This is a genomic window from Agrobacterium sp. LY4 (assembly GCF_001526585.1).
GTDB classification, from domain to species: domain Bacteria; phylum Pseudomonadota; class Alphaproteobacteria; order Rhizobiales; family Rhizobiaceae; genus Agrobacterium; species Agrobacterium leguminum.
The window spans coordinates 1-26,760 of the sequence record NZ_ASYA01000023.1 but is presented as its reverse complement, the minus strand read 5'-3'; the positions used below and the strand labels follow the sequence as shown (position 1 = coordinate 26,760).

The 26,760-nt window shown below is 58.0% G+C and carries 26 protein-coding genes and 3 tRNA genes; 15 read left to right on the top strand and 14 right to left on the bottom strand.

The features are described 5' to 3' along the window. Positions 1-5 precede the first annotated feature (5 nt). From L904_RS17820 to L904_RS17810, 3 genes are all read left to right on the top strand, one after another. The gene (locus tag L904_RS17820; RefSeq protein WP_035263360.1) at positions 6-1,700 is read left to right on the top strand and encodes an iron ABC transporter permease; all 1,695 of its coding nucleotides are present in this window, start codon (positions 6-8) and stop codon (positions 1,698-1,700) included. Then, positions 1,688-2,716, top strand: coding sequence for an ABC transporter ATP-binding protein (locus L904_RS17815; RefSeq protein ID WP_035263362.1), 1,029 nt, complete (start codon positions 1,688-1,690; stop codon positions 2,714-2,716). The genes L904_RS17820 and L904_RS17815 overlap by 13 nt, the downstream gene beginning before the upstream one ends. Positions 2,717-2,931: 215 nt before the next feature. After that, positions 2,932-4,041, top strand: a complete 1,110-nt coding sequence (locus tag L904_RS17810; RefSeq protein ID WP_003522405.1) for an endonuclease/exonuclease/phosphatase family protein — start codon at positions 2,932-2,934, stop codon at positions 4,039-4,041. A gap of 30 nt (positions 4,042-4,071) precedes the next feature. On the opposite strand, the gene L904_RS17805 is transcribed toward L904_RS17810, so the two are convergent. Further along, entirely contained in the window at positions 4,072-5,811 is a 1,740-nt protein-coding gene (locus L904_RS17805; protein WP_035263364.1) for a GGDEF domain-containing protein, read from the bottom strand. Positions 5,812-6,024: 213 nt separating this feature from the next. Between L904_RS17805 and L904_RS17800 the strand changes: the two genes are divergently transcribed. Further along, positions 6,025-6,100, top strand: a tRNA-Thr gene (locus L904_RS17800). A 264-nt stretch (positions 6,101-6,364) separates the two neighbouring features. Then, the gene (locus L904_RS17795) at positions 6,365-6,934 is read left to right on the top strand and encodes a hypothetical protein (RefSeq protein ID WP_003522434.1); all 570 of its coding nucleotides are present in this window, start codon (positions 6,365-6,367) and stop codon (positions 6,932-6,934) included. A 90-nt stretch (positions 6,935-7,024) separates the two neighbouring features. Here L904_RS17795 and L904_RS17790 read toward each other — a convergent pair whose 3' ends face one another. Continuing rightward, the gene (locus L904_RS17790; RefSeq protein ID WP_003522435.1) at positions 7,025-7,378 is read right to left on the bottom strand and encodes a nuclear transport factor 2 family protein; all 354 of its coding nucleotides are present in this window, start codon (positions 7,376-7,378) and stop codon (positions 7,025-7,027) included. A 396-nt stretch (positions 7,379-7,774) separates the two neighbouring features. Between L904_RS17790 and L904_RS17785 the strand changes: the two genes are divergently transcribed. After that, entirely contained in the window at positions 7,775-8,377 is a 603-nt protein-coding gene (locus L904_RS17785) for a J domain-containing protein (protein ID WP_003522436.1), read from the top strand. Positions 8,378-8,385: 8 nt separating this feature from the next. Here the strand turns inward: L904_RS17785 and L904_RS17780 are convergent, their stop codons facing one another. The 4 genes from L904_RS17780 to uvrB all read right to left on the bottom strand — a co-directional run bounded on the left by L904_RS17780 (position 8,386) and on the right by uvrB (position 15,107). Then, a complete protein-coding gene (locus L904_RS17780) occupies positions 8,386-8,994 on the bottom strand; it encodes a DUF922 domain-containing Zn-dependent protease (RefSeq protein WP_035263365.1) in 609 nt (202 codons plus the stop codon). Between the two features lie 159 nt (positions 8,995-9,153). Next, the gene (locus tag L904_RS17775) at positions 9,154-9,609 is read right to left on the bottom strand and encodes a PRC-barrel domain-containing protein (RefSeq protein ID WP_035263367.1); all 456 of its coding nucleotides are present in this window, start codon (positions 9,607-9,609) and stop codon (positions 9,154-9,156) included. A gap of 244 nt (positions 9,610-9,853) precedes the next feature. Further along, entirely contained in the window at positions 9,854-11,830 is a 1,977-nt protein-coding gene (locus tag L904_RS17770) for an ATP-binding protein (protein ID WP_035263369.1), read from the bottom strand. 310 nt (positions 11,831-12,140) lie between these two features. Continuing rightward, entirely contained in the window at positions 12,141-15,107 is a 2,967-nt protein-coding gene (gene uvrB / locus L904_RS17765) for an excinuclease ABC subunit UvrB (protein WP_035263396.1), read from the bottom strand. A 268-nt stretch (positions 15,108-15,375) separates the two neighbouring features. Here uvrB and L904_RS17760 point away from each other — a divergent pair, with 268 nt between their 5' ends. Together L904_RS17760 and L904_RS17755 are read left to right on the top strand one after the other, a co-directional pair. Beyond that, entirely contained in the window at positions 15,376-15,729 is a 354-nt protein-coding gene (locus L904_RS17760; RefSeq protein ID WP_003507620.1) for a DMT family protein, read from the top strand. Positions 15,730-15,836: 107 nt separating this feature from the next. Continuing rightward, the gene (locus L904_RS17755; RefSeq protein ID WP_035263371.1) at positions 15,837-16,259 is read left to right on the top strand and encodes a GNAT family N-acetyltransferase; all 423 of its coding nucleotides are present in this window, start codon (positions 15,837-15,839) and stop codon (positions 16,257-16,259) included. Positions 16,260-16,276: 17 nt separating this feature from the next. Here L904_RS17755 and L904_RS17750 read toward each other — a convergent pair whose 3' ends face one another. Then, positions 16,277-16,660, bottom strand: a complete 384-nt coding sequence (locus tag L904_RS17750) for a helix-turn-helix domain-containing protein (RefSeq protein WP_035263373.1) — start codon at positions 16,658-16,660, stop codon at positions 16,277-16,279. Between the two features lie 154 nt (positions 16,661-16,814). Here L904_RS17750 and L904_RS17745 point away from each other — a divergent pair, with 154 nt between their 5' ends. Continuing rightward, positions 16,815-17,426, top strand: a complete 612-nt coding sequence (locus L904_RS17745) for an NAD(P)-dependent oxidoreductase (RefSeq protein WP_035263375.1) — start codon at positions 16,815-16,817, stop codon at positions 17,424-17,426. 12 nt (positions 17,427-17,438) lie between these two features. Then, positions 17,439-17,915 carry a nuclear transport factor 2 family protein gene (locus L904_RS17740; RefSeq protein WP_035263378.1) on the top strand — a complete coding sequence of 159 codons (477 nt, stop codon included), beginning with the start codon at positions 17,439-17,441 and terminating at the stop codon, positions 17,913-17,915. 67 nt (positions 17,916-17,982) lie between these two features. Here the strand turns inward: L904_RS17740 and L904_RS17735 are convergent, their stop codons facing one another. Both L904_RS17735 and L904_RS17730 read right to left on the bottom strand, forming a co-directional pair. After that, the gene (locus L904_RS17735; protein WP_035263380.1) at positions 17,983-19,347 is read right to left on the bottom strand and encodes a PepSY domain-containing protein; all 1,365 of its coding nucleotides are present in this window, start codon (positions 19,345-19,347) and stop codon (positions 17,983-17,985) included. Between the two features lie 47 nt (positions 19,348-19,394). Further along, entirely contained in the window at positions 19,395-19,799 is a 405-nt protein-coding gene (locus L904_RS17730) for a DUF2946 family protein (protein ID WP_035263382.1), read from the bottom strand. Between the two features lie 340 nt (positions 19,800-20,139). On the opposite strand from L904_RS17730, the gene L904_RS17725 reads away from it, so the two are divergent. Next, the gene (locus tag L904_RS17725) at positions 20,140-20,799 is read left to right on the top strand and encodes a hypothetical protein (RefSeq protein WP_183044079.1); all 660 of its coding nucleotides are present in this window, start codon (positions 20,140-20,142) and stop codon (positions 20,797-20,799) included. An 83-nt stretch (positions 20,800-20,882) separates the two neighbouring features. Here L904_RS17725 and L904_RS17720 read toward each other — a convergent pair whose 3' ends face one another. Further along, positions 20,883-21,275, bottom strand: a complete 393-nt coding sequence (locus tag L904_RS17720) for an acyl-CoA thioesterase (protein ID WP_035263398.1) — start codon at positions 21,273-21,275, stop codon at positions 20,883-20,885. A gap of 76 nt (positions 21,276-21,351) precedes the next feature. Then, positions 21,352-22,239: a 23S rRNA (guanosine(2251)-2'-O)-methyltransferase RlmB gene (rlmB, locus tag L904_RS17715; protein ID WP_035263385.1), complete on the bottom strand. Its 888-nt coding sequence runs from the start codon at positions 22,237-22,239 to the stop codon at positions 21,352-21,354. A 209-nt stretch (positions 22,240-22,448) separates the two neighbouring features. Here rlmB and L904_RS17710 point away from each other — a divergent pair. Further along, a tRNA-Tyr gene (locus L904_RS17710) sits at positions 22,449-22,533 on the top strand. 25 nt (positions 22,534-22,558) lie between these two features. Beyond that, positions 22,559-22,632 (top strand) — tRNA-Gly (locus tag L904_RS17705). A 177-nt stretch (positions 22,633-22,809) separates the two neighbouring features. On the opposite strand, the gene L904_RS17700 is transcribed toward L904_RS17705, so the two are convergent. Together L904_RS17700 and L904_RS17695 are read right to left on the bottom strand one after the other, a co-directional pair. After that, entirely contained in the window at positions 22,810-23,004 is a 195-nt protein-coding gene (locus L904_RS17700; RefSeq protein ID WP_035263387.1) for a hypothetical protein, read from the bottom strand. Positions 23,005-23,133: 129 nt separating this feature from the next. Beyond that, a complete protein-coding gene (locus L904_RS17695) occupies positions 23,134-23,460 on the bottom strand; it encodes a BA14K family protein (protein ID WP_035263389.1) in 327 nt (108 codons plus the stop codon). A 317-nt stretch (positions 23,461-23,777) separates the two neighbouring features. Here L904_RS17695 and L904_RS17690 point away from each other — a divergent pair, with 317 nt between their 5' ends. Both L904_RS17690 and L904_RS17685 read left to right on the top strand, forming a co-directional pair. Next, positions 23,778-24,227 (top strand): hypothetical protein, encoded by a 450-nt coding sequence (locus tag L904_RS17690; RefSeq protein ID WP_035263391.1) that lies wholly within the window; start codon positions 23,778-23,780, stop codon positions 24,225-24,227. A 628-nt stretch (positions 24,228-24,855) separates the two neighbouring features. Continuing rightward, complete coding sequence (locus L904_RS17685) at positions 24,856-25,224, top strand: MliC family protein (protein WP_035263393.1); 369 nt, start codon at positions 24,856-24,858, stop codon at positions 25,222-25,224. 472 nt (positions 25,225-25,696) lie between these two features. Here the strand turns inward: L904_RS17685 and L904_RS17680 are convergent, their stop codons facing one another. Beyond that, positions 25,697-26,329, bottom strand: a complete 633-nt coding sequence (locus tag L904_RS17680; RefSeq protein WP_035263395.1) for a TerC family protein — start codon at positions 26,327-26,329, stop codon at positions 25,697-25,699. Positions 26,330-26,760: the final 431 nt, after the last annotated feature.

The following is a 26,760-nucleotide window of genomic DNA, read 5'->3' as shown; positions in this document are numbered from 1 at the left end:
GCGGCATGTCCCGTTCCAATGCCTATGGAAGCAGCCAGCCGCGCTGGCTGTTTCCTTTTGTGGTCAGCGTTGTTTTTGCGCTCAGCGCCCTGCCGCTCGGGCGGCTCGCCTATACCGGTATCATCTCGTCACTTAACGGTGACATATGGCGGCTTCTGGCCGATCCGGCCCTTTGGGACGCGGCGCTGAACACGCTCTCCACATCGTTTTTCGGCATGCTGATTTCGCTTTTGATCGGCGGCGCTTTCGCGCTTTCGCTGACGCTTTGCGACATCCGCGGCAAGTCGATCTTAAGCTTCCTGTTCATGCTGCCGATGATGATCCCGCCGCAGGTGACGGCCCTGTCGTGGATCGGCATGACAGGCCCGTCGAGCACGCTGTTGAAGGCCACCGGCCTTGCGCCGCCGATGGGATCGCCGCAGCCGCTTTATTCGATTGCGGGCATCGCGCTTCTGCTCGGCGTGCAGCATGCTCCGCTCGTCTATCTGTCGCTGCGCGCCGGTCTGCTGGCCTTGCCGCAGGACGGCATCGAGGCGGCCAAGCTGTCAGGCGCTTCGCCGCGCCGTGTGCTGTTCGATATCATCCTGCCGCTGTCGACGCCGGGATTGATCGCCGGGGCGGCAATTTCCTTCGTGTCCAGTGTCGGCAATTTCGGCATTCCGGCGATCCTCGGCATTCCCGCCTCGATCTTCACCTTGCCGACGCTGATCTACAGCCGTTTTGCCAGTTTCGGCACCAGCACCTTCGGCGATATCGCCATCCTCTCCACCATGATCGCCATCATCTCCGTCGCCGGGCTTGCGCTTCAGGAACGGGCGATGAAGGGCAGGGACTATCGCATCATCGGCCTTTCCGGCAAAGCGGCGACCTTCCGGCTTGGGCTGTGGCGGGTGCCGGCGGAGCTTGCCCTGTGGCTCGTGCTTTTCTTCATGCTGGTGGCGCCGCTGACGGCGCTGGTGGCAAGCTCGCTCGCGCCTGCCTATGGCGTGCCGCTCAGCCTCAAGACGGCGACGCTGCATGCCTATGAGGAATTGCTTTACCGCCAGAGCGTGACGCGTACCGCCTTCCGCAACTCGTTGTTTCTGGCGACCGCCACCTCGCTTTGCCTGCTGGCAGTGACGGTGCTGACGGCCTATTTTCTGGTGCGCGGCAAAAGCCGTTTCATGTTCCTGCTTTCGGCGCTGGTCGATATTCCCTATGCGCTGCCGGGGGTGGTGATTTCCGTCTCCTTCGTGTTGCTTTTCGCGGCTCCCATTCCGCTTGTCGGCATCACGCTTTACGGCACGATCTGGATCATTCTGCTCGCCTATTTCTCCTCCTTCTTCGCCGTCAGCCTGAAACCGATGGTCAGCGCCTTCCTGCAATTCGATCCGTCGCTGGAAGAGGCGGCAAGACTCTCCGGTGCCGGTTTCTGGCGACGGTTGAAGGATATCATCCTGCCGCTGGTCGGGCCTGCGGCGGGGGCATCGGTCATCCTTGTTTTCCTCATCGCCTGCAATGAGCTGACGGTCTCGGCGCTGCTGTGGTCGGCCGGCACCCAGACGCTCGGCGTGCTTATCTACAATCTCGATGACAGCGGCAGCTTCGATCTTGCCTCGGCACTTTCGGTGCTTGTCGTCATCATGGTGATTTTCCTCATGGCTCTGCTGGAAATTCTGGGGCGCTATCTACCGAAAGGAGTGGTCCCTTGGCGAAACTGATCCTCAACCGCCTGTCGAAGAGTTTCGGTGCCGGTTCGAAACCCGCCGTGGACGATGTGTCGCTCACCGTGCGGGAAGGCGGTTTTCTCGCTCTGCTCGGCCCTTCCGGCTGCGGCAAGACGACGGTGCTGCGCATGATCGCCGGTTTCGAACAGCCGACTGACGGTTCCATCCTGCTCGGCGAGCGGGTGCTGGCCGATGCCGGCAGCATGGTGCCGCCGGAGCGGCGCAACATGGCGATGGTGTTCCAGTCCTATGCGCTGTGGCCGCATATGTCGGTTGCCGACAATGCCGGTTATCCCTTGAAGGTGCGCGGTATTTCGGGTGAGAAATATCGTGACAAGGTGCGCCAGGCGCTTGCCGCCGTCCGCCTCGAGAGCTTCGCCGATCGCCGTCCCGCTGAATTGTCCGGTGGCCAGCGGCAGCGCGTGGCGCTCGCCCGCTGCCTCGTTACCGAGCCCGACGTGGTGCTGCTCGACGAGCCGCTCGCCAATCTCGACCGGCATCTGCGGCAGGAGATGGAGGAGACATTCCGCGAGTTCCATATTCGCTCGGGCGCAACGATGATCTATGTCACCCATGATCAGGCGGAAGCCATGGCGCTGGCAACCGATGTCGCCGTGATGTCGCAGGGCAAGCTGTTGCAGGTCGCGCCACCGGCGGCGCTTTATGCGCGGCCCGAAGGCAGGCTGGTCGGCTCGCTGGTGGGGCAGGGGGCGATCTTGACCTTGCCGGTGCCGGAAGGGACTTCGCGCGACCTTGATTGGGCAGAACTTCGGGCAACGATGGAGAGCGGCAGGCGATTGCCGCAGGCGGATATTCTCGTGCGGCCGCAGGATGTGGTGCGGGATGCGGAGGGCATTGCCTGCACCGTCACCTCGGTTCTCTACGAGGGCGAGCGTTATGCCCTGCGTCTCGACCTGCCGGATGGGCAGGCGCTCAGAGCCTATTCGCGCGAAGCGGTTGACGTCGGAGACCGTCTGCCAGTGGTCATTCGCGCGGCGTGGCGGCTTTAGTGCGATAAGTGTACTTCCCTCATCCCTGTGCTTGTCACAGGGATCCAGCCGACGCGCGTCTGCGCGGCGAAAAGAGTCCTTTTAGCCCAAGGACTTGGGCTGACTGGATTCCTGTGACAAGCACAGGAATGAGGGAGGGTAAAGGACGTGGCCCTCGCTACTGGCGAGGTGGCGCGACACCGGCTAAGCTTCCCCTGTAGCAATAGGATTGATTCATGTCGCTTCGGCTTGCCACCTTCAATATCGAAAATCTCCTCACCCGTTTCGATTTCACCGGCTTTCGCAACCAGACGCGGCGCGACAGGGCGATCCAGCTTTTCGATATCAGGGACGAGGCGACCTATCAGGCGCTGGAAAGCGCGCGGATGGTGTCTTCCACCGACGATACGCGCCAGCTGTCGGCGCTCGCCATCGCGGATGCGGATGCCGATATTCTCTGCCTGCAGGAAGTGGACAACATGGCCGCGCTGCAGGCGTTCGAATATGGCTATCTCTATCGCATGGTCGGCAATGGCTACCTGCAGAAATATCTGGTCGAGGGCAATGACAGCCGCGGTATCGATGTCGCCGTTGTCATGCGCGAGGAGACGCGGGACGGCGACAGGATCGAGGTGGTCGATATCAAGAGCCATGCGGCGCTGACCTATCGCAATCTCGATCTCTTCAATCCCGCGCTTGCCGCCACAAACCAGATCGACGACAAGATCTTCAAACGGGATTGCCTGGAAATCGATTTGAGGATCGGCGGCAAGCCGCTGACGCTTTACGTCACGCATTTCAAATCCATGACCAATGCCCGCGATGCGGTCGACGCCCGCATCGCCACCATGCCGATCCGCGAGGCGGAAGCCATGGCCGTGCGCCGTATCATTGAGAACCGCTGGGGTGTGGGCAATACCCGCAATAAGAATTTCGCCATCTGCGGCGATCTGAACGATTATCAGGAGCGCGTCGCGATTTCCGGCGACAGGCGCAGCGGTTACAGCTTCACGCCCGTCGAGGAGGAGCGCAGCGCGCTCGATATCCTCTCGGCGGATGGTTTCGTGGTCAATCCGATGATGCGCCGTGATGTCATGGATCGCTGGACGCTCTACCATTCACGCGGGCCGCAGGAGCAGCATCTGTGCCAGCTCGACTATATCTGGCTGTCCCCGCGTCTGGCGGAGACGAACGCCACGCATGTTCCCGAAATCATTCGCAATGGACAGCCTTTCCGGACGATATTCCCACCGGGGCAGGAGGTCGAACGTTATCCCCGCACCGGCTGGGATCGCCCGAAGGCTTCCGATCATTGCCCCGTGGTCATGACGCTGGATTTGATCTAGTCGAGGCGAAGTCCGCCGCCGGCGATGTTCTTAGCCGTTCGCGACCTTCGGGAAATAGGTTGCCCAGACCCGGTTGCGGCCCGCACGCTTGGCTTCGTAAAGCCGGTCGTCGGCGATGGCGATCAATTCGTCCCAGCTGTTGATCGCACGCGCTTCCTGCCAGACCACGCCGAAACTTGCCGTCAGCGAAAGGCTGCTTTGCTCGTCGATGGTCTGGGCTTCGATCAGGCGGCGAAGGCGGTCGGCCGTGGCCGTCGCCGTGGCGTGGCTGACATCCTGCAACACGACGACGAATTCCTCACCGCCATATCGGGCAAGAATGTCGTCCTTGCGCAATGCGCTGCGCAACAGGCCCGCGGTCTTCTGAAGCGCGATGTCACCCATGGCATGGCCATAACGGTCGTTGATCGATTTGAAATGGTCGATATCGACAATCATCACGCCGAGCGACTGACATTGCTCCTCGCCCGTCAATATGGAGCGAACCGCCTTTTCGAGTGCGCGGCGGTTGAAGACGCCGGTCAGCGCATCGGTTTCGGAAAGGGTGCGCAGCTGTTCGGCCAGCGCACGCTGCTGGTTTTCCATTTCGCCCTTCTGGCGAAGCTGTTCACGCAGGAAATCCAGTTCCTCGAACATCTTCTTCACTTCCGGAGCAACCCTGTCCTCATGATTGCTCTCGGAAAGATCACCGCCGGCGATGGCGGCGATCTGCGCCTGGACGGATTGCATGGGACGGAACAGCGCGGTTTTGTAAACGGATGTCAGCCGCAACAGCACCAGAACCGCGATGCCGGCGAGAAAGAGCGAGGTTCCGCCGTAGATCAGGGCCTCCTGCTTTTTCTTTTCGATCCGCGCGCGCGTTTCGGACAGAATAAGGTCGCGCAGGGTGTCGGACGACCGCATGCCGTCGATATAGTTTCTGGAGAATTCAAGTGCGCTTGGTTGGGCGGATGGCACGGCCATTACGATCGTGTTCTGCGCGTAACGCAAAGCCTGGCCAAAATAATAGGTTTCGAGATCGCGCAATGCCTCGTCCAGTTGCGGCGTCGAGAGATAAGCGGCGGTATAATTGATCAGCGATGCCCTTAGTGACAGCAGGCTCTGCATTTCGGTATCGAATTTGGTGCGATAACCGAGCTTTTCCTGCCTGTTCGCCTTGAGACTCATGATCACATAGGAACCGAGGCGGCCGATACGGTCCCGCATCACGCCCGCCGTGCCCGTCAGTGCGATGTCAATCGCCACGTCGGGTGTCACCTTGATGATGGCGCGTGCGGCCCTGCCGCGAAGCAGATTGACACTGTCCGCCGCCTTGAACATCGATGAAATCGCGTTGGACATTGCGCCGTGGTTACGCGCGTCAGGGGGGAGCGCGGCAACCTGATCGACCAGCTCCCGCGATTGCTCGAGCTTCTGGCGGGTTTCAGCAAGTGACTTCGCCAGTTCAGGCTGTGTCCTGATATCGTCGGCGAAGGATTTCTCCAGCTCTGACAGCTTGTCGTCCGTTGCCTTTCGCGCGGCGGCAAGCCCTTCGGCCAGCCTAGCATCCGGCACAGATGCGCCCATCAGATTATTGGCGGGGCCTCGCTCGGCCGACACCAGCCATGCGGACTGGAGAGCGGTTTCAAAGCGGGTGAGCTGCGCGGCATTGGTGCGATAACGCAGAAAATTGTAGACGCTGGGCAGCGCGGCAAGGGTTGCCAGCAGGATGGAGCTTACGGCGATGATGATCGTGCCCGTCAGCTGGATTTTCTGTATGCTCGCGCGCATATGATGCGTTGTTCTCACTGGAATGGTTATGTTTCATCGCCATTCTATTGGTGCTGCGTAAATACTTCGCTTATTTTCCGGGCCTTTTGCTACAATTGCGATCATGCGGACAGCCCGGCCGGCCACGGTGTGGAAAAGCGGTCTGTGGATGCCGCGGCGTTAGTTTTTGCTTTACACCAAGTCAGAATCTGATAGTTGGCAAGGCACTGGCTTGCCCTTGTAGCTCAGTTGGTAGAGCACCTGATTTGTAATCAGGGGGTCGCGGGTTCGAACCCTGCCGGGGGCACCAGTAAAATCAATCGCTTAATCCTGAAATCTATTCGGTTGAATGCACCGGTTGACGCTTTGTGTCTGCCGCTGCCTTCGGTTGAGCCCTGATGAAACTGGAGTGACCGGTTTCGGCCTGCCAGCCCGGGGAACTTTCGCATTGGGAAGCCGGTTCAGCCCACTAGAAGGCGAGATCGGGAAGGGCGTGGCATCCGCCAGAGTTGTAAAGCCCGAAGGTTTAAGCATATTGTTCGGCGGATAAGTTGAGCAACAGCGGGCGCTTTCAATGGATGCATATGGTCATTTGCGGATATTGGTAAGCCTCATCCTCGGCCTGGCCATTACCAGGGTGTTGTCCGGTCTTTCCAGAAGGCTGCAGGAGCCGCAGAAAACCGACCGCATGCACGCGCAGATCGTCTGGTCGATTGTCCTGCTTCTCGGAGCGGTGCATTTCTGGTGGTGGGAGTTTGCCTTGCGGCTCATCCACAACTGGAATTTCTGGATTTACATTTTCGTTCTGGTCTACACGTCGCTGTTCTTTTTGATGTCGACGTTGCTTTATCCCGATCACATTCAGGAATTGTCCGAACGGGAAAGTTTTTTCGTGCGCAGGCGACATGCGTTCTTTGCCCTGTTTGCCGCCTCGTTCGTCTTCGATCTGGTGGACACCTACATCAAGGGCAGGGAACACTTCGAACAGCTCGGGCCATGGTATCTGGCAAGGATCGTCGGCGGTCTGCTTATCGCGATTGTGGCGATGAGAACCGATAGCAGCCGCAAAATCATGTGGCTCGGTGTTATCTGGCTCTTCTTTAACGCGCTCTGGATAACGGCGATCTACAGCGACCTGTTCTAGCTCCTCAGCGGCAAAATAACTGGATCGCGAGCCGAGGCTGCGAGTGGAACGCGCAAGCGCACAATGCGGGGTGGCGGTTTCGATGATCGCCTACGGTTTTATGTGATAGAGCTTGTGCACGATAGACCAGTTGCCGTCGCGTTCCAGCAGGGACAGATATTCGTAAAAATCCATCCCGTCGAAACGGGTCGTCAGCTTCACCGAGGCGCTGTCGCCTTCCTTGTCGATGCCCATGATTTCAAAAGCGGGATCGTGATCGGGGAGGCCGCGTTCGCTTTTGCGCATCTGGTCGACAAAGTCCTCCAGTGACAGCCATTCGATTTCGCCTTCGAAGGTTCCGACGATGCTGGCGCGTGGGTCGAAAACGTCACGCATCAGGCTCTCATCCGCATAGGCCATGGCATGGACATAGTCCGTGACGGTCTGGGTAATCGTTTGCGGCATCGGATCATCCTCCCTTCTAATCCAAAGGCCAAGCTTACACCCGTTGACGTCTTTCCACCATAACCCCCTGAAAACGCGCTGGTTACGCTTCTTCCTGCGGTGTTTTCCCGCCGGCTGCGGCAGGCGCTGTGCGAAACCGTGCGGCATGTTTTGCCGCCGCTTTCCACAATTTTGTCCTGCCTGTCATTATAGTCGCCTTGGGTCCGACAAATTTCGGCATCAAGGGCTTTTCCGCCCGTTTTGATGCGGCGCGCCGCGAGGCTTTGTGTGGGCTTTGCCGGTTTAACCGCCCGGGCGGGGTGCCGCGCCGGGCGGAATTGGCCTATGATCCGCCCGCGTGCCAGACGGGAGCGGTGTTGGGCATGCGGGTAACAGTTTGCGTTTGAAGGTGTTTTTGTGATTGATCCCTATGTTTTGCTTGGCGTGGAGCGCGATGCCGACGAGGCGGCGATCAAGTCGGCCTACCGCAAGGTGGCCAAGGCCGCGCATCCCGATAGCGGCGGCGATGCCGAGCAATTCGCGCGCCTGCAGACGGCCTATGAGCTGCTGAAAGATCCGGTGCGCCGTAAGGTATTCGACGATACCGGCTACGATCCGCAGCTTGCCGACGCCAAGGACCTCAAGGGCCTGCTGATGTTGGAAACGCTGGTGAATGAATTCATTCTGGACGAACGCGAACCCGGCAGTTTCGACCCCGTGGCCGCCATGCGCCGCAAGCTGACCGACGATATTCTGAAAAGCCGTTTCCATATTCTCGAGCTGGAACGGCACCGCACCCGGGTTCGCAAACATATGGACCGTCTGGGCCGCAAGCCGGAAACCGATGTGCTGAGTTCGATGCTGCGCGCCCGCAGCCAGTCCATCGCCGAAGCCATCCGTAACGCCGAAGCCCAGATCGAGGCAATCGAACAGGCTTATACGATGCTCGAAGGTTATTCCTATGAGCTGGAAAGCGTGACGCTGGCCGAGCCTTTGCTGAAAGGCGAGGCGGCGGAATAGGCGGCCGTTCAGGGGCCGTTGACGAGGGCGAGGATGAGTTGATGCACCCGTCCGCCGGGGGAAAGCTCGTCCCGATCGAAATCGCGGCCGCGCTGGCGCTGCTCGTTGGAAAGCTCACCCAGACGCTGTTGCAGAACGGCGCGCACCTTCTGGCATTTGGCATCGTTCTCCGCCCTTAGCCCGATGCTGAAGGCTTCGATCTTTTTCACCATGTCGAGAATATGGTCACCATGGACGCGTTCATGGGTTTCCACGCCGGAAATGAAGGTCCTCCAGCTGGCGGCGACGGCGGACGGCAGATTGGCTGGCGCTTTCGGCCAGGTGTAGATGATGGTGAGATTGGGCTTCGCGGTGGCCAGCACGCAGGCGCCATCCGGCTGCGGACGGTAATCCCGCCGCCATGTCAGCTTGAAGGTGGTGTGGGCAATGGCCTGCACGCCGGCGGTCGGACCGCGCTCGCCAATCGATTGATAAAGCGCACCGCCCGTATTGCCGCTGATGGCATAGGTTTTTATCTGCTCGGCCGGTTTCCAGTCGGCCGCCTGCGCTGACAGCGGCAGGGCGCCGAGCGCGATGGCGGTGCTGATGGCAAAGGAAAAGAGGCTATTGGCGGGCACGCAGCGATCCTTGGTGATTTGCGCGCCGAAGATAGGCGAGAGGCGCGCCGTCAGGCAAGGGCCCTCCGGCGGGGAGCGCCGGGTTTTCCCATAGAGTACCACATATGAAAACCCCCGCGACAGGGCGCGGGGGGACAAGCTTGCGGACTGCAGGGGTAATCAGTCGTCCAGCTTGTCGTAATCGAGCTTCGGAGCGTTCTGAAGCGCTTCCTTGGTGGTGTCGACATAGGCCTTCCAGGTGCCGTTGTCGTTGTGGACCGCGACGGAAGCCGGGTCGAGCACCACATAGCTCTTGTCGATGCCGAGGAAGCCGCCGACGCTGGCCACAAGGCCGATCACCGACTTGCCGTCACCGATGACGACATCTTCGATTTCGCCGATGTTTTCGTTCTGCGCGTTATAGATGTCCATGCCATCGAGCTGGGAGGCGGTGAGATCGGTCTTCTGGACATTGACGAACTTCAGCGGGCCGCTGGCCTTGGTGCCCATGGTAATGCCGGGGCCGGACAAAGTGGCGTCCGCGCCGGCAGCAGGAGCCGTGGCGGGCGTCTGGGCAAAAGCCACGGAAGAGGAGAGCGCTGCTGCCGCAGCGAGAGCGATGACCTTGATTTTCATGATGTTTCTTCCCTTTGTATGCTGAACGTTGCGTTCGGGGAGGAAACGGTGAAGCGTGAATTTGGTTCCAGCGAGTATGCTCTATAATGGTGTACACTCCGCGAAGCGTTCGGAACGGTTCGATTTCTTCAAATCTCTTTCCTGTAGCGGGTTATTAGCGAGCCGCATGCTGAGCGCGTCTATTTTGGAGGCTAGCCCATAATCTGCGACGGTTAATACCGTCGCAGAGATATTTCACGAATTATTAGCCATAACGATGCAGTTGTTCCACTTCCTCATCGTTAGGCGAATTTAGATAACTGATAAGATCTTTGAGAATTACCGCATCGAAGCAATGATTGCCGTGTTCATCGAAGAACTTGTGAGTTATCCCATGATAATCTCTATCTATTCTTCCATCCGGGGTTAGTAGGGAATGTACGCTGAATAGCTTTTCGTATTCCTCACCCATTTCCCACGACACTATAAGATTTATCTCTGATGTTTTCTTGTCTCCGGTTCCAATGTCGTTTATTAAACCGTTTACAGAGTATTTGTACTCAAGAATCATTATGTCATTTGAGAGAAATCCGCTGGGGTGATTCTCTTCATAGTCATTTCTATAAGAGGAGGATATTCCAAGAGGATTTTTTTCTGCGTTGAACTCGTGCTTCTCATAGTCTGGACCGACTGAAATTCGAACGGCCCCGTCGTAAGTCATTTGTTCATTGGTGCCAACAATACGAATGCCTCGAATTACGCCCCCGGCTATCAATTGATTGAACAATGCAATGACATCCTGCTCCCTTGACGGTTGTGCAGTTATTGCGATTTCATTAATAGGATTGAAAAAATTTTCGTTGCGTAAAAATAGAGGATTAGATGCCTCGTGTTCAATCAAATCTTGTTTCCATCCATTAACTTTCTGTTTTTCGAGAAGACTTGTTTTTCGAAGATCATCTATTTTAAGGCAATCTCGAACCTTAGAGAATATATCTTGTACTATATATGTTGAAATTTCTTTCGCGATGTCGACAAAATCTTTATCGAAACCTTTTCTTCCAAGGTCAACGATGCAGTTTTCAAAATGAATTAGGAAAAAAACCTGATTTTGCCGGCCTGTGTATCTTGTCAGTGGGACCTGTATTGTTTCGCCCTGTGGCATATTATCTGCGGCTAGCTGGATTCCAGGGGCATACAAGTTGGCGGTATTCTTGTATCCAATTTTTGAAGCTAACCTTTTCCAAATTTCAGCAGTATATATGTATACTGCTGAAACAGAGCATCGGTGATCCGCTATGAAATTTCGTTGATGCTCTTGTAACTTGGTTAGACGCGAATTTATCTTTATGTGGTCCCAGTTAAGCTCAATAGCCTCAAGATTAGACAGTGACGGTGGTAGACCAGCACCTGCACCTTTTTTTTCGAAATTTTCTTGCAACTTTGAAATAACGAAATCGTAATCTTTAACCTTCTCAAGGTGCGCTTGGGGGTGAGTAAACCCAATCCGTTCAGAGGTATGAACTGTTTGCTTTCCATCGCGATCTATACATACAACAGTAAAATCTACTGCTGGATCAATTTTAACCGCGCCCAAAGCAGTTTTGATCGAGAGCGCGATATACCATGATCGAGCATCACGTAGGTTCGGCCAGGCCAGCGTGCTCGGTTTTGTTTTGGAATCGAACTTAATCGTAATCGAGACACCGGTTTCGAAATTAGAGAATTCGCTATCAACAAATGGGGAGGCGCTGGCCACAACTTGAGGACTCTCGGGGGCGGCGTCGTCGTGAAGCCAGTTACGCGCGCCTTCCATTATGCCTGACGCCAAAAACGTCTTAGTTTTTGTGTCTATTCTGAGGTGGTTGAAGCCATACGCTATGTAGGTCGCACCAACGCCTTTGCTCCCGCGTGCGTCGCCATCCTTAAAGGATTCGTTTGGAGCTAGAAAGCGATGGAAGGTAGTTTCGTCTAGACCTGTTCCATTATCAGATACCGTTAGCTGATTTGACCTTATGTCCACAATTACTCTGACACGCTTTATGTAACTTTGTTCGATTTGTCTCGACCGCTTGTCTACAGAATCCAATGCGTTCTGAATTAGTTCCGCAAATGGGTCATACCAGCCAACATAGGAATGCAAGATTGAATGGATGTTACGCTTTTGCCTTCGAACAATAGCGGCTTCATCAAGCGAATGGGAGTTTGCGATCTTTAACGGATCGAAATTTGCGAAGGGCATCTATCAGGTCTCCAAGAATCAATCTACATCGGTGTAAAATGATATCTACGCTTTTCCATCACAGATTGAATAGAGAGTTAGATAAGTGTCGTGAAAATTCTATCGGCAATAAAGGTCGCTTGCTGGCTTAGCCATCACTAAATATTCAATATTGAAGCGACCGGTACGCGAAAATTGTGAAAATGAGAGCGGATACGTAGGTTCGAAACCCCGATTGCTTGTCTACTACGAGTTGCGGATTGTGTGGGAAGAAGACGCAGCCGGGCACCTTGCACTCACCACAGCGATAACAACGTCACTCTCTTTGAAGTCAGCGCCCCGGCCGGCCCGTCTTGCCCTTGGTTCGGCTCTTGCGCTTCTGCTCGCCGGCATCCTCATAGGAACCCGCGCCGATCTTGCCGCGCACCAGCGGCCGCGGATCGTCCGTCGCGCGCTCCGGCTGCCCCTCCAGCAACGGTGAGAACCGTTTGCCGGGCTCGGTCTCGGGCTTGTCGGGCACTGCGCCACGCACGGGTTTTTCGGTCCTGCCCACCGTCATCTCGTCCAGCGTGTTCCTGCGGAACAGGGGTTTTCCCGCATCCGAGCCGGGGCCCATTTCATCCAGCGAGGGTTTGGCGAAGAGGGATTTGCCGCTTTCGTTCGCTGCGGCGCCCGCCTCCGTCCTGCCGGATGTCTCACCCTCCGGCGGGGAGATTGACAAGTGGCTGCGTCTGTTGTTTTTTCCGCCGCCTTCGATGGCGCGGGCCTCCTCCTTGGCCATAGGGTCGTCCATGGTCGCCAGTTCGGCGGCCTTGAGGCGTTTGATTTCGTCGCGCAGGCGGGCGGCTTTTTCGAAGTCGAGATCGGCGGCGGCGTCGCGCATGGATTTTTCCAACGCGTTGAGATGGGCCTGCAGATTGTTGCCGACCAGATGGCCGCCATCGGCGAAGCCCTTGCCGGAAACGCCAGAAATATCGGCCCTTACGTGATCGCGCTCATAAACAGAATCAAGAATGTCGGAAATCTTCGCCTTGACTGATTCCGGCGTGATGCCGTGTTCGGCGTTATAGGCCATCTGCTTTTCGCGGCGGCGGGAGGTTTCCTCCATCGCCCGCTTCATCGAGCCGGTGATATTGTCGGCATAAAGGATGACCTTGCCGTCAACGTTACGGGCGGCGCGGCCGATGGTCTGGATCAGCGAGGTTTCCGAGCGCAGGAAACCTTCCTTGTCGGCATCGAGGATGGCGACGAAACCGCATTCGGGAATATCGAGACCCTCGCGCAAGAGGTTGATACCGACAAGCACGTCGAAAGCGCCGAGGCGCAGGTCGCGGATGATCTCGATGCGCTCCAGCGTGTCGATATCCGAGTGCATGTAACGGACGCGGACGCCCTGTTCATGCAGATATTCGGTCAGGTCTTCGGCCATGCGTTTGGTCAGCACGGTGCAGAGCGTGCGGTAACCCTTGGCGGCGGTCTCGCGGATTTCACCGAGAACGTCGTCGACCTGACTGCGGGCGGAGCGCACCTCGACCGGCGGATCGATGAGGCCGGTCGGGCGAATGACCTGTTCGGCGAAGACGCCGCCGGACTGTTCCATCTCCCATGAGCCGGGGGTTGCCGAAACCGCCACGGTGAGCGGGCGCATCGCGTCCCATTCCTCGAAGCGCAGCGGCCGGTTGTCCATGCAGGAGGGCAGGCGGAAGCCGTATTCGGCCAGTGTCGCCTTTCGCCTGAAGTCGCCGCGATACATGCCGCCGATCTGGCTGACGGAGACGTGGCTCTCGTCGATGAAGAGCAGGGCATTATCAGGGATATATTCGAACAGGGTCGGCGGCGGTTCGCCGGGATTGCGGCCGGTGAGATAACGCGAATAGTTCTCGATGCCGGCGCAGGAGCCGGTCGCCTCCAGCATTTCCACATCATAGCGGGTGCGCTGTTCCAACCGCTGGGCTTCCAGCAGGCGTCCGGCCTTTTCCAGCTCGGCGAGGCGGCCCTTCAATTCTTCCTTGATCGACTTGATCGCACCGTTCAGCGTCGGGCGCGGGGTGACATAGTGCGAATTGGCGTAAATCTTGACGGATTGCAGGTCGCCGGTCTTCTGGCCGCTCAACGGGTCGAATTCGGTGATGGAATCGATCTCGTCGCCGAACATCGAGATGCGCCAGGCGGCATCCTCAAGGTGGGCCGGGAAGATTTCGATGGTATCGCCGCGCACGCGGAACGAGCCGCGCTGGAAATCCATGTCACGGCGTTTGTATTGCTGGGCCACGAGGTCGGCCAGAAGCTGGCGCTGGTCCAGCCGGTCGCCCACCTGCATCTGGAAGGTCATGGCCGTATAGGTCTCGACCGAACCGATACCGTAGATGCAGGAAACCGAGGCGACGATGATGCAGTCGTCGCGCTCCAGCAGCGAGCGGGTGGCGGAGTGGCGCATCCGGTCGATCTGTTCGTTGATCGAGGATTCCTTCTCGATGAAGGTGTCGGAGCGCGGCACATAGGCTTCCGGCTGGTAATAATCGTAGTAGGAGACGAAATATTCCACCGCATTGTCGGGGAAGAAGTTCTTGAACTCCGAATAGAGCTGCGCGGCCAGCGTCTTGTTGGGGGCGAGGATGACAGCCGGGCGCTGCGTCGCCTCGATCACCTTGGCCATGGTAAAGGTCTTGCCCGAGCCGGTGACGCCGAGCAGCACCTGGCTGCGTTCGCCGGAATTGATGCCTTCCACGAGGTCGTTGATGGCCGTCGGCTGGTCGCCGGCGGGCTGGTAGTCCGAGGCCATGCGAATGGCGACGCCGCCTTCCGATTTCGGCGGGCGGGCCGGGCGGTGCGGCGTCCACAGCTTGCCGTCCTTGAACAGCGGATTGCCGCTCTCGATCAGTTTCGACAGCGCGTCCACCGTGGCGGTGACGGCGCCCGGCGCGAGGTTGGCGGCATCCTCCAGCGATACGTCCATGCCGGCAACCGGATTGAGACCGGCGGCGGCGCGGGTTTTCGGATCGCTCGATGCGCCAATGGAAACGCCGCGTGCGGTCTTGGAGGCCGTGGTGTTCTTGGCCGTCTTCGGGGGGGCTTTCTGGGCTTCCTTGCGTGCCTCGATCTCGATCTTCTTGCGGTGCTTGCCCGCCTTCGAGGCGATTTCGCGCTGGGTTTCCACGGAGGACGCCTCCGCTTCCGCCTCGAGCTGCTTCACCCAATCGGCGACGCTGCCGCTGAGCGGCGCGCCTTCGAAGGACGATTGCGGAGCTTCCTCGAAGCCCGAGGGCGAGGAGGTGGAGTTTTTCGGTGATCTGGCCATGGGCGAAATATGGAGGGAGTCACGCATAAAGGGAAGGGGATGCGGTGAAAAAATGAGTACAAAAAGGAAACGAAGCGTGCGGAACAAAATTCGGCCGGATGCGTTGCGTAGCGGCTGAAGACAGCTTTGCTCAAATCCGTAGGAAATCGATTCCGGTTTTCGGGCGGATGCGCTAGAGCAAATCCATACGGGCGGAATGAGGGTTCCCTTCTGACTGCCTTCTCCTGCCGCATTTCATGACATCCCTCCCTTTTTTCCAGGACCCATCATGCCGTTCTCAATCAGCCCTGCCCATATCTGGCCTGTCCTGATGCTTATCGCCTCCAATGTTTTCATGACCTTCGCCTGGTACGGCCACCTCAAGCACAAGGGCAGCGCGCTCTTCCTGGCGATTGTCGCCAGCTGGGGCATCGCCTTCTTCGAATATGTGCTTGCCGTTCCCGCGAACCGCATCGGTTCTGAGGTCTATTCCACCGCGCAGCTCAAGACCATTCAGGAAGTCATCACGCTCGCGGTCTTCGCGCTGTTTTCGATCTTCTGGCTGAAGGAAAGCATCACCATCAATCACGTGATCGGTTTTGCGTTGATCGCTTTCGGTGCTTCCTTCATTTTCCGCTCCTGAAAAGGAATAAATACCCCGGCGTCTTGCCGACCCGGAACCAGTCGCAACGGATATGAGGTGATGTATCGATGAAAATACGGCCTGCGACAGTTGACGATGCAACCGGAATGGCGGCGGTTCAGAACGAGATATTCTCGGCCGGCCTCCGAAAAGCACCGACGGACATTACGGCGGTGATGGAGAATTACATCCAGCACGCCGACCGTATCGAATGCTCGGTCGCCGAGGACGACGACGGGCGTATTCTGGGCTTCCAGTCGCTGCGTTATGCGCGGACGAACAATCCCTATGGCGTGGCGGAAGGCTGGGGCATCATCGGCACCCATGTCAGCCCGCAGGCGGCGCGAAGAGGTGTGGGATCCGCTCTCTTCGCGGCAACGCGCAGCGCGGCGGCGGCGCGTGGCCTTCAGAATATCGATGCCAGCATCGGTGCGGACAACATGCTCGGGCAAAGCTATTACGACGCCATGGGATTTACGACCTATCGCCAGCCGGCGGGGCTGGTCTGCAAGGTTTACCGGCTGGGTTAGACGCGACCCGCTTCCGGTCAGCCGCGACTGTCGTTTTCGGAATATTGCAGGCGGGCCTTGCAGATGCGGACGTGGTTCTCGTCAGCCCATTGCACCAGCAATTGCATAGGCACCAGAAACGAGCGGCCGAGATTGCTCAGCTCATATTCCACGCGCGGCGGCACCTCGGCATAAAGCGTGCGGCGGATGAAGCCGTCTTCTTCCAGCCGCTTCAGCGTGCGCGACAACATCTGCTTGGAAATATCGTCGATCCTGCGGTTCAGTTCGTTGAAGCGCAGCACGCCGCCCTGCAGGGCCTCCAGAACCAATAGGCTCCATTGATCGCCGATGCGGTCGAGCACGTCGCGGATGGGGCAGGGCTGGTCGAAGGCAAAAACCTCTTTCGTCTGCGTATCCGCCATGTCCTTACCCCTTGCCCTTTTTACTTTTGCAGGTCATCGCCATGTGACCAGATCAGCCGCCGCTGACTTCTTGCGGCTATGGCTGCGATACCATAGCTCTTCTTCGCGGTCTATAATTTAGACCGGTAACGATAGTGACAAGAGGAAAGAAGCCATGGCTAAAATCGCGCTCATCGGCGCTTCCGGCAATGCCGGGTCCCGTATTCTGAAGGAACTTTCCGACCGGGGACATCAGGTGACGGCAATCGCCCGCAATCCCGAAAAGATCGCCAGCCTGCCGAATGTGGTGGCAAAGAAGGGCGATGTTTTCGATAAGGCAGGGCTTTCGGAACTGCTGAAGGGTCACGATGCCGTGATCAGCTCGGTGCATTTCACCGCCAGCGATCCGGCAACGCTGATCGAGGCCGTGCGCGGCTCCGGCGTTCAGCGCTATCTCGTTGTCGGCGGCGCCGGCAGCCTTGAAATCGCGCCGGGCCAGCGTGTGGTCGACCTGCCGGATTTCCCGGCCGCCTACAAGGCTGAGGCTACCAAGGGTGCGGAGTTTCTGGACCGGCTGAAACAGGAAAAGCAGCTCGACTGGACCTTCCTGTCGCCATCCGCCGAATTCGTGCCGGGCGAAAGAACGGGCAAATTCCGCATCGGCAAGGATAATCTCCTCAGCAACGAGGAGGGCAGTCGCATTTCCTTCGAAGATTATGCCATCGCGCTTGTCGATGAAATCGAGAAGCCGCAGCATTCCCGCCAGCGTTTCACCGTCGGTTATTGAGAGGTATCACCCATGAATTTCGTAACACGCCGTCTTGCCGTCGCCACCCTTGCCCTTGCACCCGCGCTGATGGCCGCACCGGTTCTGGCGCAAACCGCAGCGCGGGACTTCGCGCAGGAAGAAGCCAACCGCAAACTGGTGATCGAGTTTTACGACACGGTCTTCAACAAGCATGATGTGGCGAAGGGCGCCACCGTCCTCGTCGAGAGCTACAAGCAGCACAACCCGATGGTGCCGGACGGCAAGGCGCCGTTCGTCAATTATTTTACCGGCTTCTTCAAGGAGAATCCGCAGTCGAAAGCGCGGATCGTTCGCAGCGCAACGGATGGCGATCTGGTCTATCTGCATATCCATTCGACGGAAAATGAAGGCGATCGCGGCAGGGCCATCGTCGATATCTTCCGCGTCACCGACGGCAAGATCACCGAGCACTGGGACGTGATCCAGCCTGTTCCGGAAACGGCGGCGAACAACAATACGATGTTCTGAGGGCCGTCGCCGTCGCATTGCCGATAGCAGGGGAACAGCCGGGATTTTCGCCCGGCTGTTTTCATTTTCAGATTGAACGTCGTTTCTGGCGCGACTGTACGATCAGATCCAGCGCCAGCATGGCCAGCAGGCTCGCACCCACCAGCGGGAAAATGATGCCGCCGATGGCGAGTATGGCGAGCAGACCGTGCAGGACGCGTTTTTCCTGCGGCAAAGGCGGCACGCCGAGCGAACCCTTGGGGCGGCGTTTCCACCACATGATGCCGGCGGATACGGCAAGCAGAACAATGCCGATACAGGCCGCCAGAAGCACGATCTGGTTGGCGAGGCCATATTGCTGGCCCAGATGCACGTTGATGCCCCATTCCAGCGCCTTGCCGAGCGGGCCGTAGTCGGCGTAGCTCATATCGATCAGCGGTTTGCCGCTATATTGATCGAGATGGACGACACGTTGCTGCGCCAGATCGTCTGGATAGACGGAACCGCTATAAACGCCCGTGGGTTTTCCCGGCAGGGAGACAGCGTAACCGGCGGCAAGACCGAGCGCGTCGAAACGTGTTATCGCCTCGTCGATCCCGATTGGCTGGCCTTCGGCGGAATGGGTGGATTCCGGTATTTTCGCCTGCTCCAGCGACCAGCTCGTCTTCGCCACGTGATCGAGATGTTCGCCCGACATCGGAACATCGGTGCGGATGCCCGCCGGATATCCGAAGTTGCTGCCATTCGCCCATTCATTGACCTTCGCACCCCAGACGCCCGACCAGGGCATGCCGGTGACCGCAAGGAAAACGATGAAAAAGCCGACGAAAATGCCGGTGACGGCATGGGTATCGCGCCAGAACACCCGCTTTTTCGGTGTGCCGCGCACGGTCACGACACCGCCGGTCTGCTTTCGCGGCCACCAGAGATAGATGCCGGTGGCGACAAGAAGGATGGACCAGCCGGCGGCGATCTCGATCAGATAGCGGGCATAGGTACCGAAATATTTCAGGCTGTGGAGATAGCGGATCGTCCACATGACGGTGCCGCGATCCGGCAGGGAGCCCGCAACCTCAGCAGTGTAGGGATTGACGTAGACGGCCCGCTTTCCATCCGCCGTATTGACGGTGATTTCCGTCGATGCGCCCGGATCGGCGGGGGTGGTATATTTGACGGCTGTGCCGGGAACGGCCGCAAGTGCTGCACTCACGATCTCGGAAGGCAGCGCTTTCGGCGCATTTTGCACCACTTCGACCCGCTTCAGATCCGAATGGATGAGATTATCGAACTCGTCCCGGAAGAGATAAAGCGCACCGGTGACGGCGAGCGATATCATGAAGGGCAGGACGAGCAGACCGGCGTAGAAATGCCAGCGCCATACGGCGCGGTAAAGATTTGCGGACGAGGAATGCGCAGGCGCACGCTCGCCCTCGAAAGAGGTCGTAACGGACATGGATGTCTCCGCAAGAGAATTGATTTTCCGGCAGGCCGGACAGTGTTCTAGCGCTGCGGAGCGGAGGGAGGTGCGCGTGGACGCGATTCCAGATTGGGCGGCGATGGCGGCAACGCCGCGTCGACGTTCAGGAAGGCGACTTCGACCGCGGGGAGAATATTGTCCGCGCGCTCGATGGGAATAACCGGAAGAGCGGCGACCGTGGCCGACGCCAGACGGCAGAGCGTGCCGCAACAATCGTCGGCGATCTTGCCGGCGGGGTTCTGTTTGCCGGAGCCGCCTTCCGGCATATGGCTGGAACAGATGATTTCATCCGCCGCCAGCGCGGCCATCGCCATGTTGCCGCTGGTCAGGCCGTTAGCGAGGCCCTGCAAAAGGAAAAGCAGAACCGCCAGCATGGCGATGGCGCCAGCCGAACTTCTGTCCTGCATGATCCTGCGAATGAATCCCATGCAACCGGAATGTCATATTTGCGGCGAAATGTCACCGCGACACAATGACGGGATGGGAGGGGCAACAAGCGCGCGCACCCTGATCCCAGTTGTATGTTTATATTGTCCAATTACTTTCGATTTTAATTGGACTCACAAGTGAGAATCCGTGTATTTCACTCGTGATCTGTATTTTTTATTTGATAATAAAGAATATTATTATGTTATTTTATTTCACTTAAGAAAGTAAATTTCAGAATTAATTCATATGTGCTTCACTCCATGCAGTGATGGTGATCAGCGATTTCTTCAATTCGGCGCGCCTTGTGAGGCAATAAATGGCGGTCGCAGGGTATCTTTCATGAAAATAGCCGTGGTGCAGTTCGATAGCCGTCCACTCGATACGCTTGGGTTTCTTGCGTCATTGATCGTCCGCAATTCGCACTATGCAAGACAGCACGGTTATGAGCACTTTTTCGTCAACCAGTTGGGGATGGAAATTCCGCCATTTTGGGCAAAGCCCCATGTCGTGATGTTCTATCTGAAATCCGGCTACGATATTGTATTGTGGTTGGATACCGACGCGGTCGTCCACGATCTTGCGATACCGGTCACCCGGTTTTTCGCGGGCGATGAAGTTTTCATCTACGCGTCCGACAATCCTGTCTGGCGCAGTCCCTTCAATGCAGGCGTATTCATGTGCAAGGGGATCATAGCGCTGGACCTTATGCTCGAATGGGCGGCACTGTATCAGCCTGATCAATGGGAAAAGCACGAGAACGGCTGGCGGTGCAGGGATGCGCGGTGGGCGGGAGCAGCCTATGAGCAGGGCAGTTTCGCGATTAACATCTTGCCGAAATACGGCCAGTCTGGTCTCTTCAAGCAACTGCCGTGGCAGGTGCTGCAAAGCCCGTTTCCGCTCGAGAATTCATTCACCCTGCATTTTGCGGAGCGGTTCAAAGCCAATATCGGCGTCTATTGCGCTGCCTTCCCGCAACCCCGGCTTTCCCGCGAAGAATGATCCGGCAACGCGGGTGGGCCGACGTTGTTTGCCGGATATATGCTAAATGGAGAGCGGCGCTGGAGCCCAGCGCCGCAGCGCGCTTATTCCGCTGCCGGAATGGGCGTGGGTTGTCCGGTTTCGTCCATCGCCACCATGATGAAGGTTCCGGCGGTGACTTTTTCCAGCTTGTCATAACGCGACCGCTGCGCCCAGGCTTCCACCGTCAGCGTGATGGAGGTGCGGCCAACACGGGCGATGTCGGTATAGATGGACAGCGTATCGCCGATCTTCACCGGCAACTCGAAGGCCATTTCCTTGACCGCCGCGGTGACCACGCGACAGCGGGAACGCTCCGCTGCACGGATGCCGCTCGCCAAGTCCATCTGCGACATGACCCAGCCGCCGAAAATATCGCCGGCCGGATTGGCGTCGGCCGGCATGGCGAGCGTTCTGAGCGTCAGCTCGCCGGTCGGTTTGATGGTCTGGTCGGTCATGTTGAGATTTGCTCCGTGCGAATGATAAAGGCGCAGCATGCGTTGCGCTTTGCGATTTCGCAAGGAAGGCGAAGCGTCAGGACGACGCTTTGCCCAGAAATTGCTGCGTTGCATAAAGGGCGATCGCTGCCGCATTCGAAACGTTGAGCGATTTGATCTCGCCGGGCATATCGAGACGGGCGAGCGCCGAGACGGTTTCGCGCGTTTTCTGGCGCAGGCCCTTGCCTTCGGCGCCCAGCACCAGCGCGATTTTTTCACCGCTGAACGTCTGCTCGATGGGGGCGGGGCCTTCGGAATCCAGACCGACGGAGAAGAAGCCGAGCTTGTGCAGCTCGCCCAGCGCATCGGCCAGATTGGTGATCTGGATATAGGGAATGAGTTCCAGCGCACCGGAAGCCGATTTCGCCAGCACGCCCGACTCGGTCGGGCTGTGGCGCATGGTGGTGATGACGGCGCCGGCGTTGAAGGCGACCGCCGAGCGCATGATGGCGCCGACATTGTGCGGATCGGTGACCTGATCGAGCACGAGAATGAGCGGGCTGTCCTTCAGCGCGCCGAGACGCTTGACCGGCAGCGGCCGGGTTTCCAGCATCACGCCCTGGTGGATGGCTTCGGGGCCGAGCACACGGTCGATATCCTGCGGCGAAACCATCTCGACTGGGAAGGGTTGGGCATCGGCCTCGCCGATATCGAGACGCGCAAAGGCGTTCTGGGTGACGGAGAGCTTGACGATCTGCCGTTCGGGATTGGCGAGTGCCGCACGCACGGTATGCAGGCCGTAAAGATGCACCTGATCCGGCGCAAGCTGCGGCGGCTTCCAGTCGTCCGCGCCGCGGTTCTTGCGCTTCTGTTGCTGCGGGGTCGGAATTTCGCCACGCTCGCGCTTGGCGTCGCGCACGGCGCGGCGCAGGTTGGCATAGTGCGTGTCGCGGGTGGATTTGTTCTTGGGATCGTCTTTGCTCATGGCGCCTTATATCTCTGCCGGAAGGCGCGCACCAGCCCCCGCGATAATCCACAGGGCCGTAAAGAGGTTTGAATTTTTTCCCGAAAATTCGTGAAAGGGCGTGTTGACAGAAACGAACGAGGCCGTCATATACGCGCCACAGACGACGCAACGGCGCTTCGCCGCAGCGAAATCTGAAGAGCTTGGTCGCTCGATCCTAGCAGAAAGCTGGAGGGATGCCCGAGTGGTTAAAGGGGACGGACTGTAAATCCGTTGGCTACGCCTACGTTGGTTCAAATCCAACTCCCTCCACCATTCTGCACGGATCGAAATCACCACCGCGGGTATAGCTCAATGGTAGAGCAGCAGCCTTCCAAGCTGAATACGCGGGTTCGATTCCCGCTACCCGCTCCACCTTCTCCCCAATATCATCAATAAGTTTCTTTAGCGCTGTTTTGCCGCCTTTTTCCTCGGCGGAAACATGCTGCCGTCTTCTGGCATTTTTCCACCTGTAGGAAGGGCGTTCTTCCTGAGCGCCTTGTTATGAGGTCTGACTGCGTCTGTGGGGGGCACACCATGCAGAACGCGTCTTCAGGATGGCTCCAGCGCCGACTGGATCCGCAGTTTCTCCGCGTCCAGTTCGCTCAGCCTTCCCATATGCGCCGTGATTTCCTCAAAGATCGAGGTGCGATCCGTTTTCGACAGGCGCTCCACGCGACGCAGGGCCGTGATGACCTCGATCAGATCAAGTCGCTCCTGTTCAAGCTTTTCCAGATTCCAAAACATCGCGTTTTCCCCGTTGGCACGCCTTCAAACGGCTGGCCGGGCAAAAGGTTCAGATCAGTAGAATTTAAGGTAAATTTTATCTTGTCGGCGACGGCCCGGGCTGGAGATGCTCCCCGGGCCTCAGCCGAATCAATAGGGTGAGCGGCACTGCGTCCGCGTGCCGGCAGGGGCCATATAGCTGTTGTCGGTGGGATGGTAGGATGTGTAACGCGCTGCACACCATTTTATATGGTCGATTTCGGCTTGAGACAGGGCGTAGCCGTTGGGCGTGGCTTCTTCGCCTTTCCCTGCCGCAAAGGCAGACGCGGGGTAACCTCGCTGATCTGAATTCTGCGCCTGCGCCTGTGTTTCGTAGGCCGGCTGTATGAGGCTCAACGCCTGGGCGGGCACGACAGCAGCGGCAGATATCGCGACGCCAAGAGCGAGCGCGGAGATGGTCTTCGGCATCCTCAACATCGATAAATCCTCGTTATTCGTTCGGTATGCTAACGAAAACTTAGGAAATTCGTTCCGGTGAAGGGTTGACGTCACACGAACACGTGATTCTCCGGGCTGGGCGCAGGAGGCGGTTGAAGCGGCAATCTCGGGGTGCTCTCCGTCCTGCGGCGGCTTTCATGATGACGGTGCGATGCTGCCTTCACCGGGAAGCCGGTGTGTCCGGCAAGCAAGTTCCATTCCCACCTGCTTCACTTTCCGTCCTTTCGCACTGCTCGTTGACAAGCGGAAAATCCGGTCAGATAGTCGGCCGGCAATCATGCAAACGGGAGTCTTCAATGTTTAACAGGGTTGTCATTCTCTCATCCTTTGCGCTGCTGGCATCGGCGGCGTTTGTCTCCCCCGCAGCCGCACTCACCATGAAGGAGTGCAGCGTGAAATATCAGGCGGCGAAAGCCGACGGGTCGGCCAAGGACGTCAAGTGGAACGACTATCGCGCCAAGTTCTGCGGCAGCGAGGCGGCAGCCGAGGATGCGGCCGACGACAAGCAGGTCGCGGCCACCACCGAAAAAGAACCCGCAAAAGCGACGACAAAGGCCCCGAAGGGCGTCGCTTTCCCGAGTGCTGTCGATAAGAAATATTCAAGCGAGACGCCCGCAAAGGCCCGCCTGAAAACCTGTGTCGACTCCTATCACAAGAACAAGAATGACGGCACGCTCGGCGATCTGAAATGGATCCAGAAGGGCGGCGGCTACTGGAGCCTGTGCAACACGGCCCTGAAGAGCTGAGACAGGCAGGGGCGGATTACCTCCGGCGCTGGCGCGTTATCCGACATGGTTTCGGATAACGCGTGAGCCGATTCGACCGTGATCGTTTGCCCTTGGCCCCTTTTCCCCTTGCCGCCATTCGCCGGCAGATGCGGATATCGCTTCCTATCCGCGATCAGGATTTGGTCGCGGATGAGTCCGTTTCCTGATGGGTGGAAACGCGGGGTATGGGGCAACCCCGTTTTCCGGCGGGTAAAATCTGCGAATGGCTTGCGATTCAGTCTCTTGATAGAAAGACTTGACCCTGCGGCTTGATCCGCATCCAGCAATTCAACGGCTGCGGCTGTCCGATGACGGCTCGCCGGCAATGTGGGCGGATGACCAGACGATTTCGAAACTATCTCACCGTGCTGGCCATATCGCTGCTGATGTGGACGGTGATCCTTGGCGTCGTTTATTGGCTGTTTCGATAGGTTTTATCACAGCTTGCCGGCCTGAATGAAAGTGCCGCAGGGCCTGTGCGGCGATAAAGCTGCCACATGCCTGCGAGGCCGATATTCCCGAAAATTTGATATGGTGAGAGGCGGCCGCCCCATTTCGGCTTTGCTGGCGTGACCTTATGGTTCGGTGAAATCAGGAAAGGGTCATCATGAAAAAATCCGTTGCCGCGACATGCCTTGTAGCTTTCTCCATGTCGGTCGTTACCGGCGCCATGGCTGAAGAGCTGGTGATTCCGCTTCCGAATGACACGACGGTTGAAAAGGTGGAGACCGTCTACCAATGCGCCGCCGACAAGGTGGAGGCCGTCTATTTCAGTGCCGGTGAGATCAGCCTCGTGCGGCTGGGGCTGAAGGATGGCGTCACCGTTGCCGCAAATGTCATTTCCGGCTCGGGCGCGAAATATCAGGGCGGTATTTATGTGTGGTGGTCGAAGGGCGAGGAGGCGGATCTTTACGATCTGATGGCGGATCCGGAGATGAAAAAGCCGGTTCATTGCGTGGAAGCGAAGAAGTCCTGATCGTCGGGAGCTTTACCGCAAAGGAGCGGCGGCAGGGCGGTTTTTGAAAACCTTGCCATGCCGCCGGTCAGCGTGGGAGTGCGCGCGCGGCGCGTTCAGCCAAGAACGAGCGACGCAAGAAGCGCCAGCAGGATAAGAGAGCTGGCGACAACACCGAGCCTCACCCTGCGAAGGCGGCGGGTACGACCGCCGCTCCAGTCATAAGCCATTGGCAGCTTTACCTTTCTTTTTATTATTATGACTTATTGACTAGCTCCCTAGGCTTGCCCGTGGCTGACCTCAATTGTTAGAATCCATCGGCGAAAATTCACGATTTCCCTGTCTTCTCCCGATGTTGCAGCAAGCGCGGCGATTGATTCTTCCTGTCCTGCGACGGCATATCGGGTGAGGGGACCTGATGGGCGCAGGCCATGAAAAAGGCCCGGAAACTGGCGTTTCCGGGCCTTCTGGAGAAGCGTGTCTGCTGGTCGTTTCAGCTCAGATAGGGCTGGAGATAGGGCAGAACCTCGAGGGTGCCGTGATACAGCATGTTGAGGGCGACATAGATGATGACCATCAGGCCGAGATAGGAAATCCAGCGATAGCGGTGCAGCAGCTTGGCGACGAAGTTGGCAGCAAGACCCATGAGCGCAATCGAAACGACGAGGCCGATGATGAGCACCGTCACATGTTCCTGCGCGGCGCCGGCGACGGCAAGGACGTTATCCAGCGACATGGAAACATCGGCGATGACGATCTGGGTCGCGGCCTGGAAGAAGGTCTTGTGACCCTTGGTCAGGTCGGCCTCTTCGTCCGTCACCTCGTCTTCGATGGAGCCTGCGGCCTCACGCAGTTCGACCCACATCTTCCAGCACACCCAGGCGAGCAGCAGGCCGCCGAACAATTGCAGGCCGACAATGGCGAGAAGCTGCACGGTGACGGCGGCAAAGCCGATGCGCAGAACCGTGGCGGCGATGATGCCGACCAGGATCGCCTTGCGGCGGAGGTGAGCGGGCAGACCGGCAGCGGCAAGGCCGATGACGATGGCGTTGTCGCCCGCCAGCACGAGGTCGATTGCGATGACCTGTAAGAATGCCGTGAAACCGGCGGCTGTGAAGATTTCCATGGGATGGTCCTGAAACGGATAGAGAGGTCGCGAGGGAAGCGACGGATCGAGATATGGCTTGGGATGGCGCGTCCACGCCGGATTCCAGTCGCCCGTCTCCCCCCGGCGATGAAATGTCCTTAAGCCATCATGCCGGTGCAGGTAAAGAAGTTGTGATAGAAATATCTTATTTAGTGATCGGCCATTCCGGAGGAGGGGGTCGTTGGGCCGTTGCCCGCTTCGCCCTCGCGAGGGTTTGAATGTCGCAAATCAGATACCATATACGGGCCTCAAGGCACGCTTAGGGCGCGCGCGAAGACGCTTTCACAATTAAGTCTTGCGCATTCGCTTACAAAGCCTTAAACGGCGACACCAAACCGGTACGCCGGGGAAACTACTTCACGTTCACAGGAAGCAATTCACATGGCAAAGAGCAAGTTTGAGCGCAATAA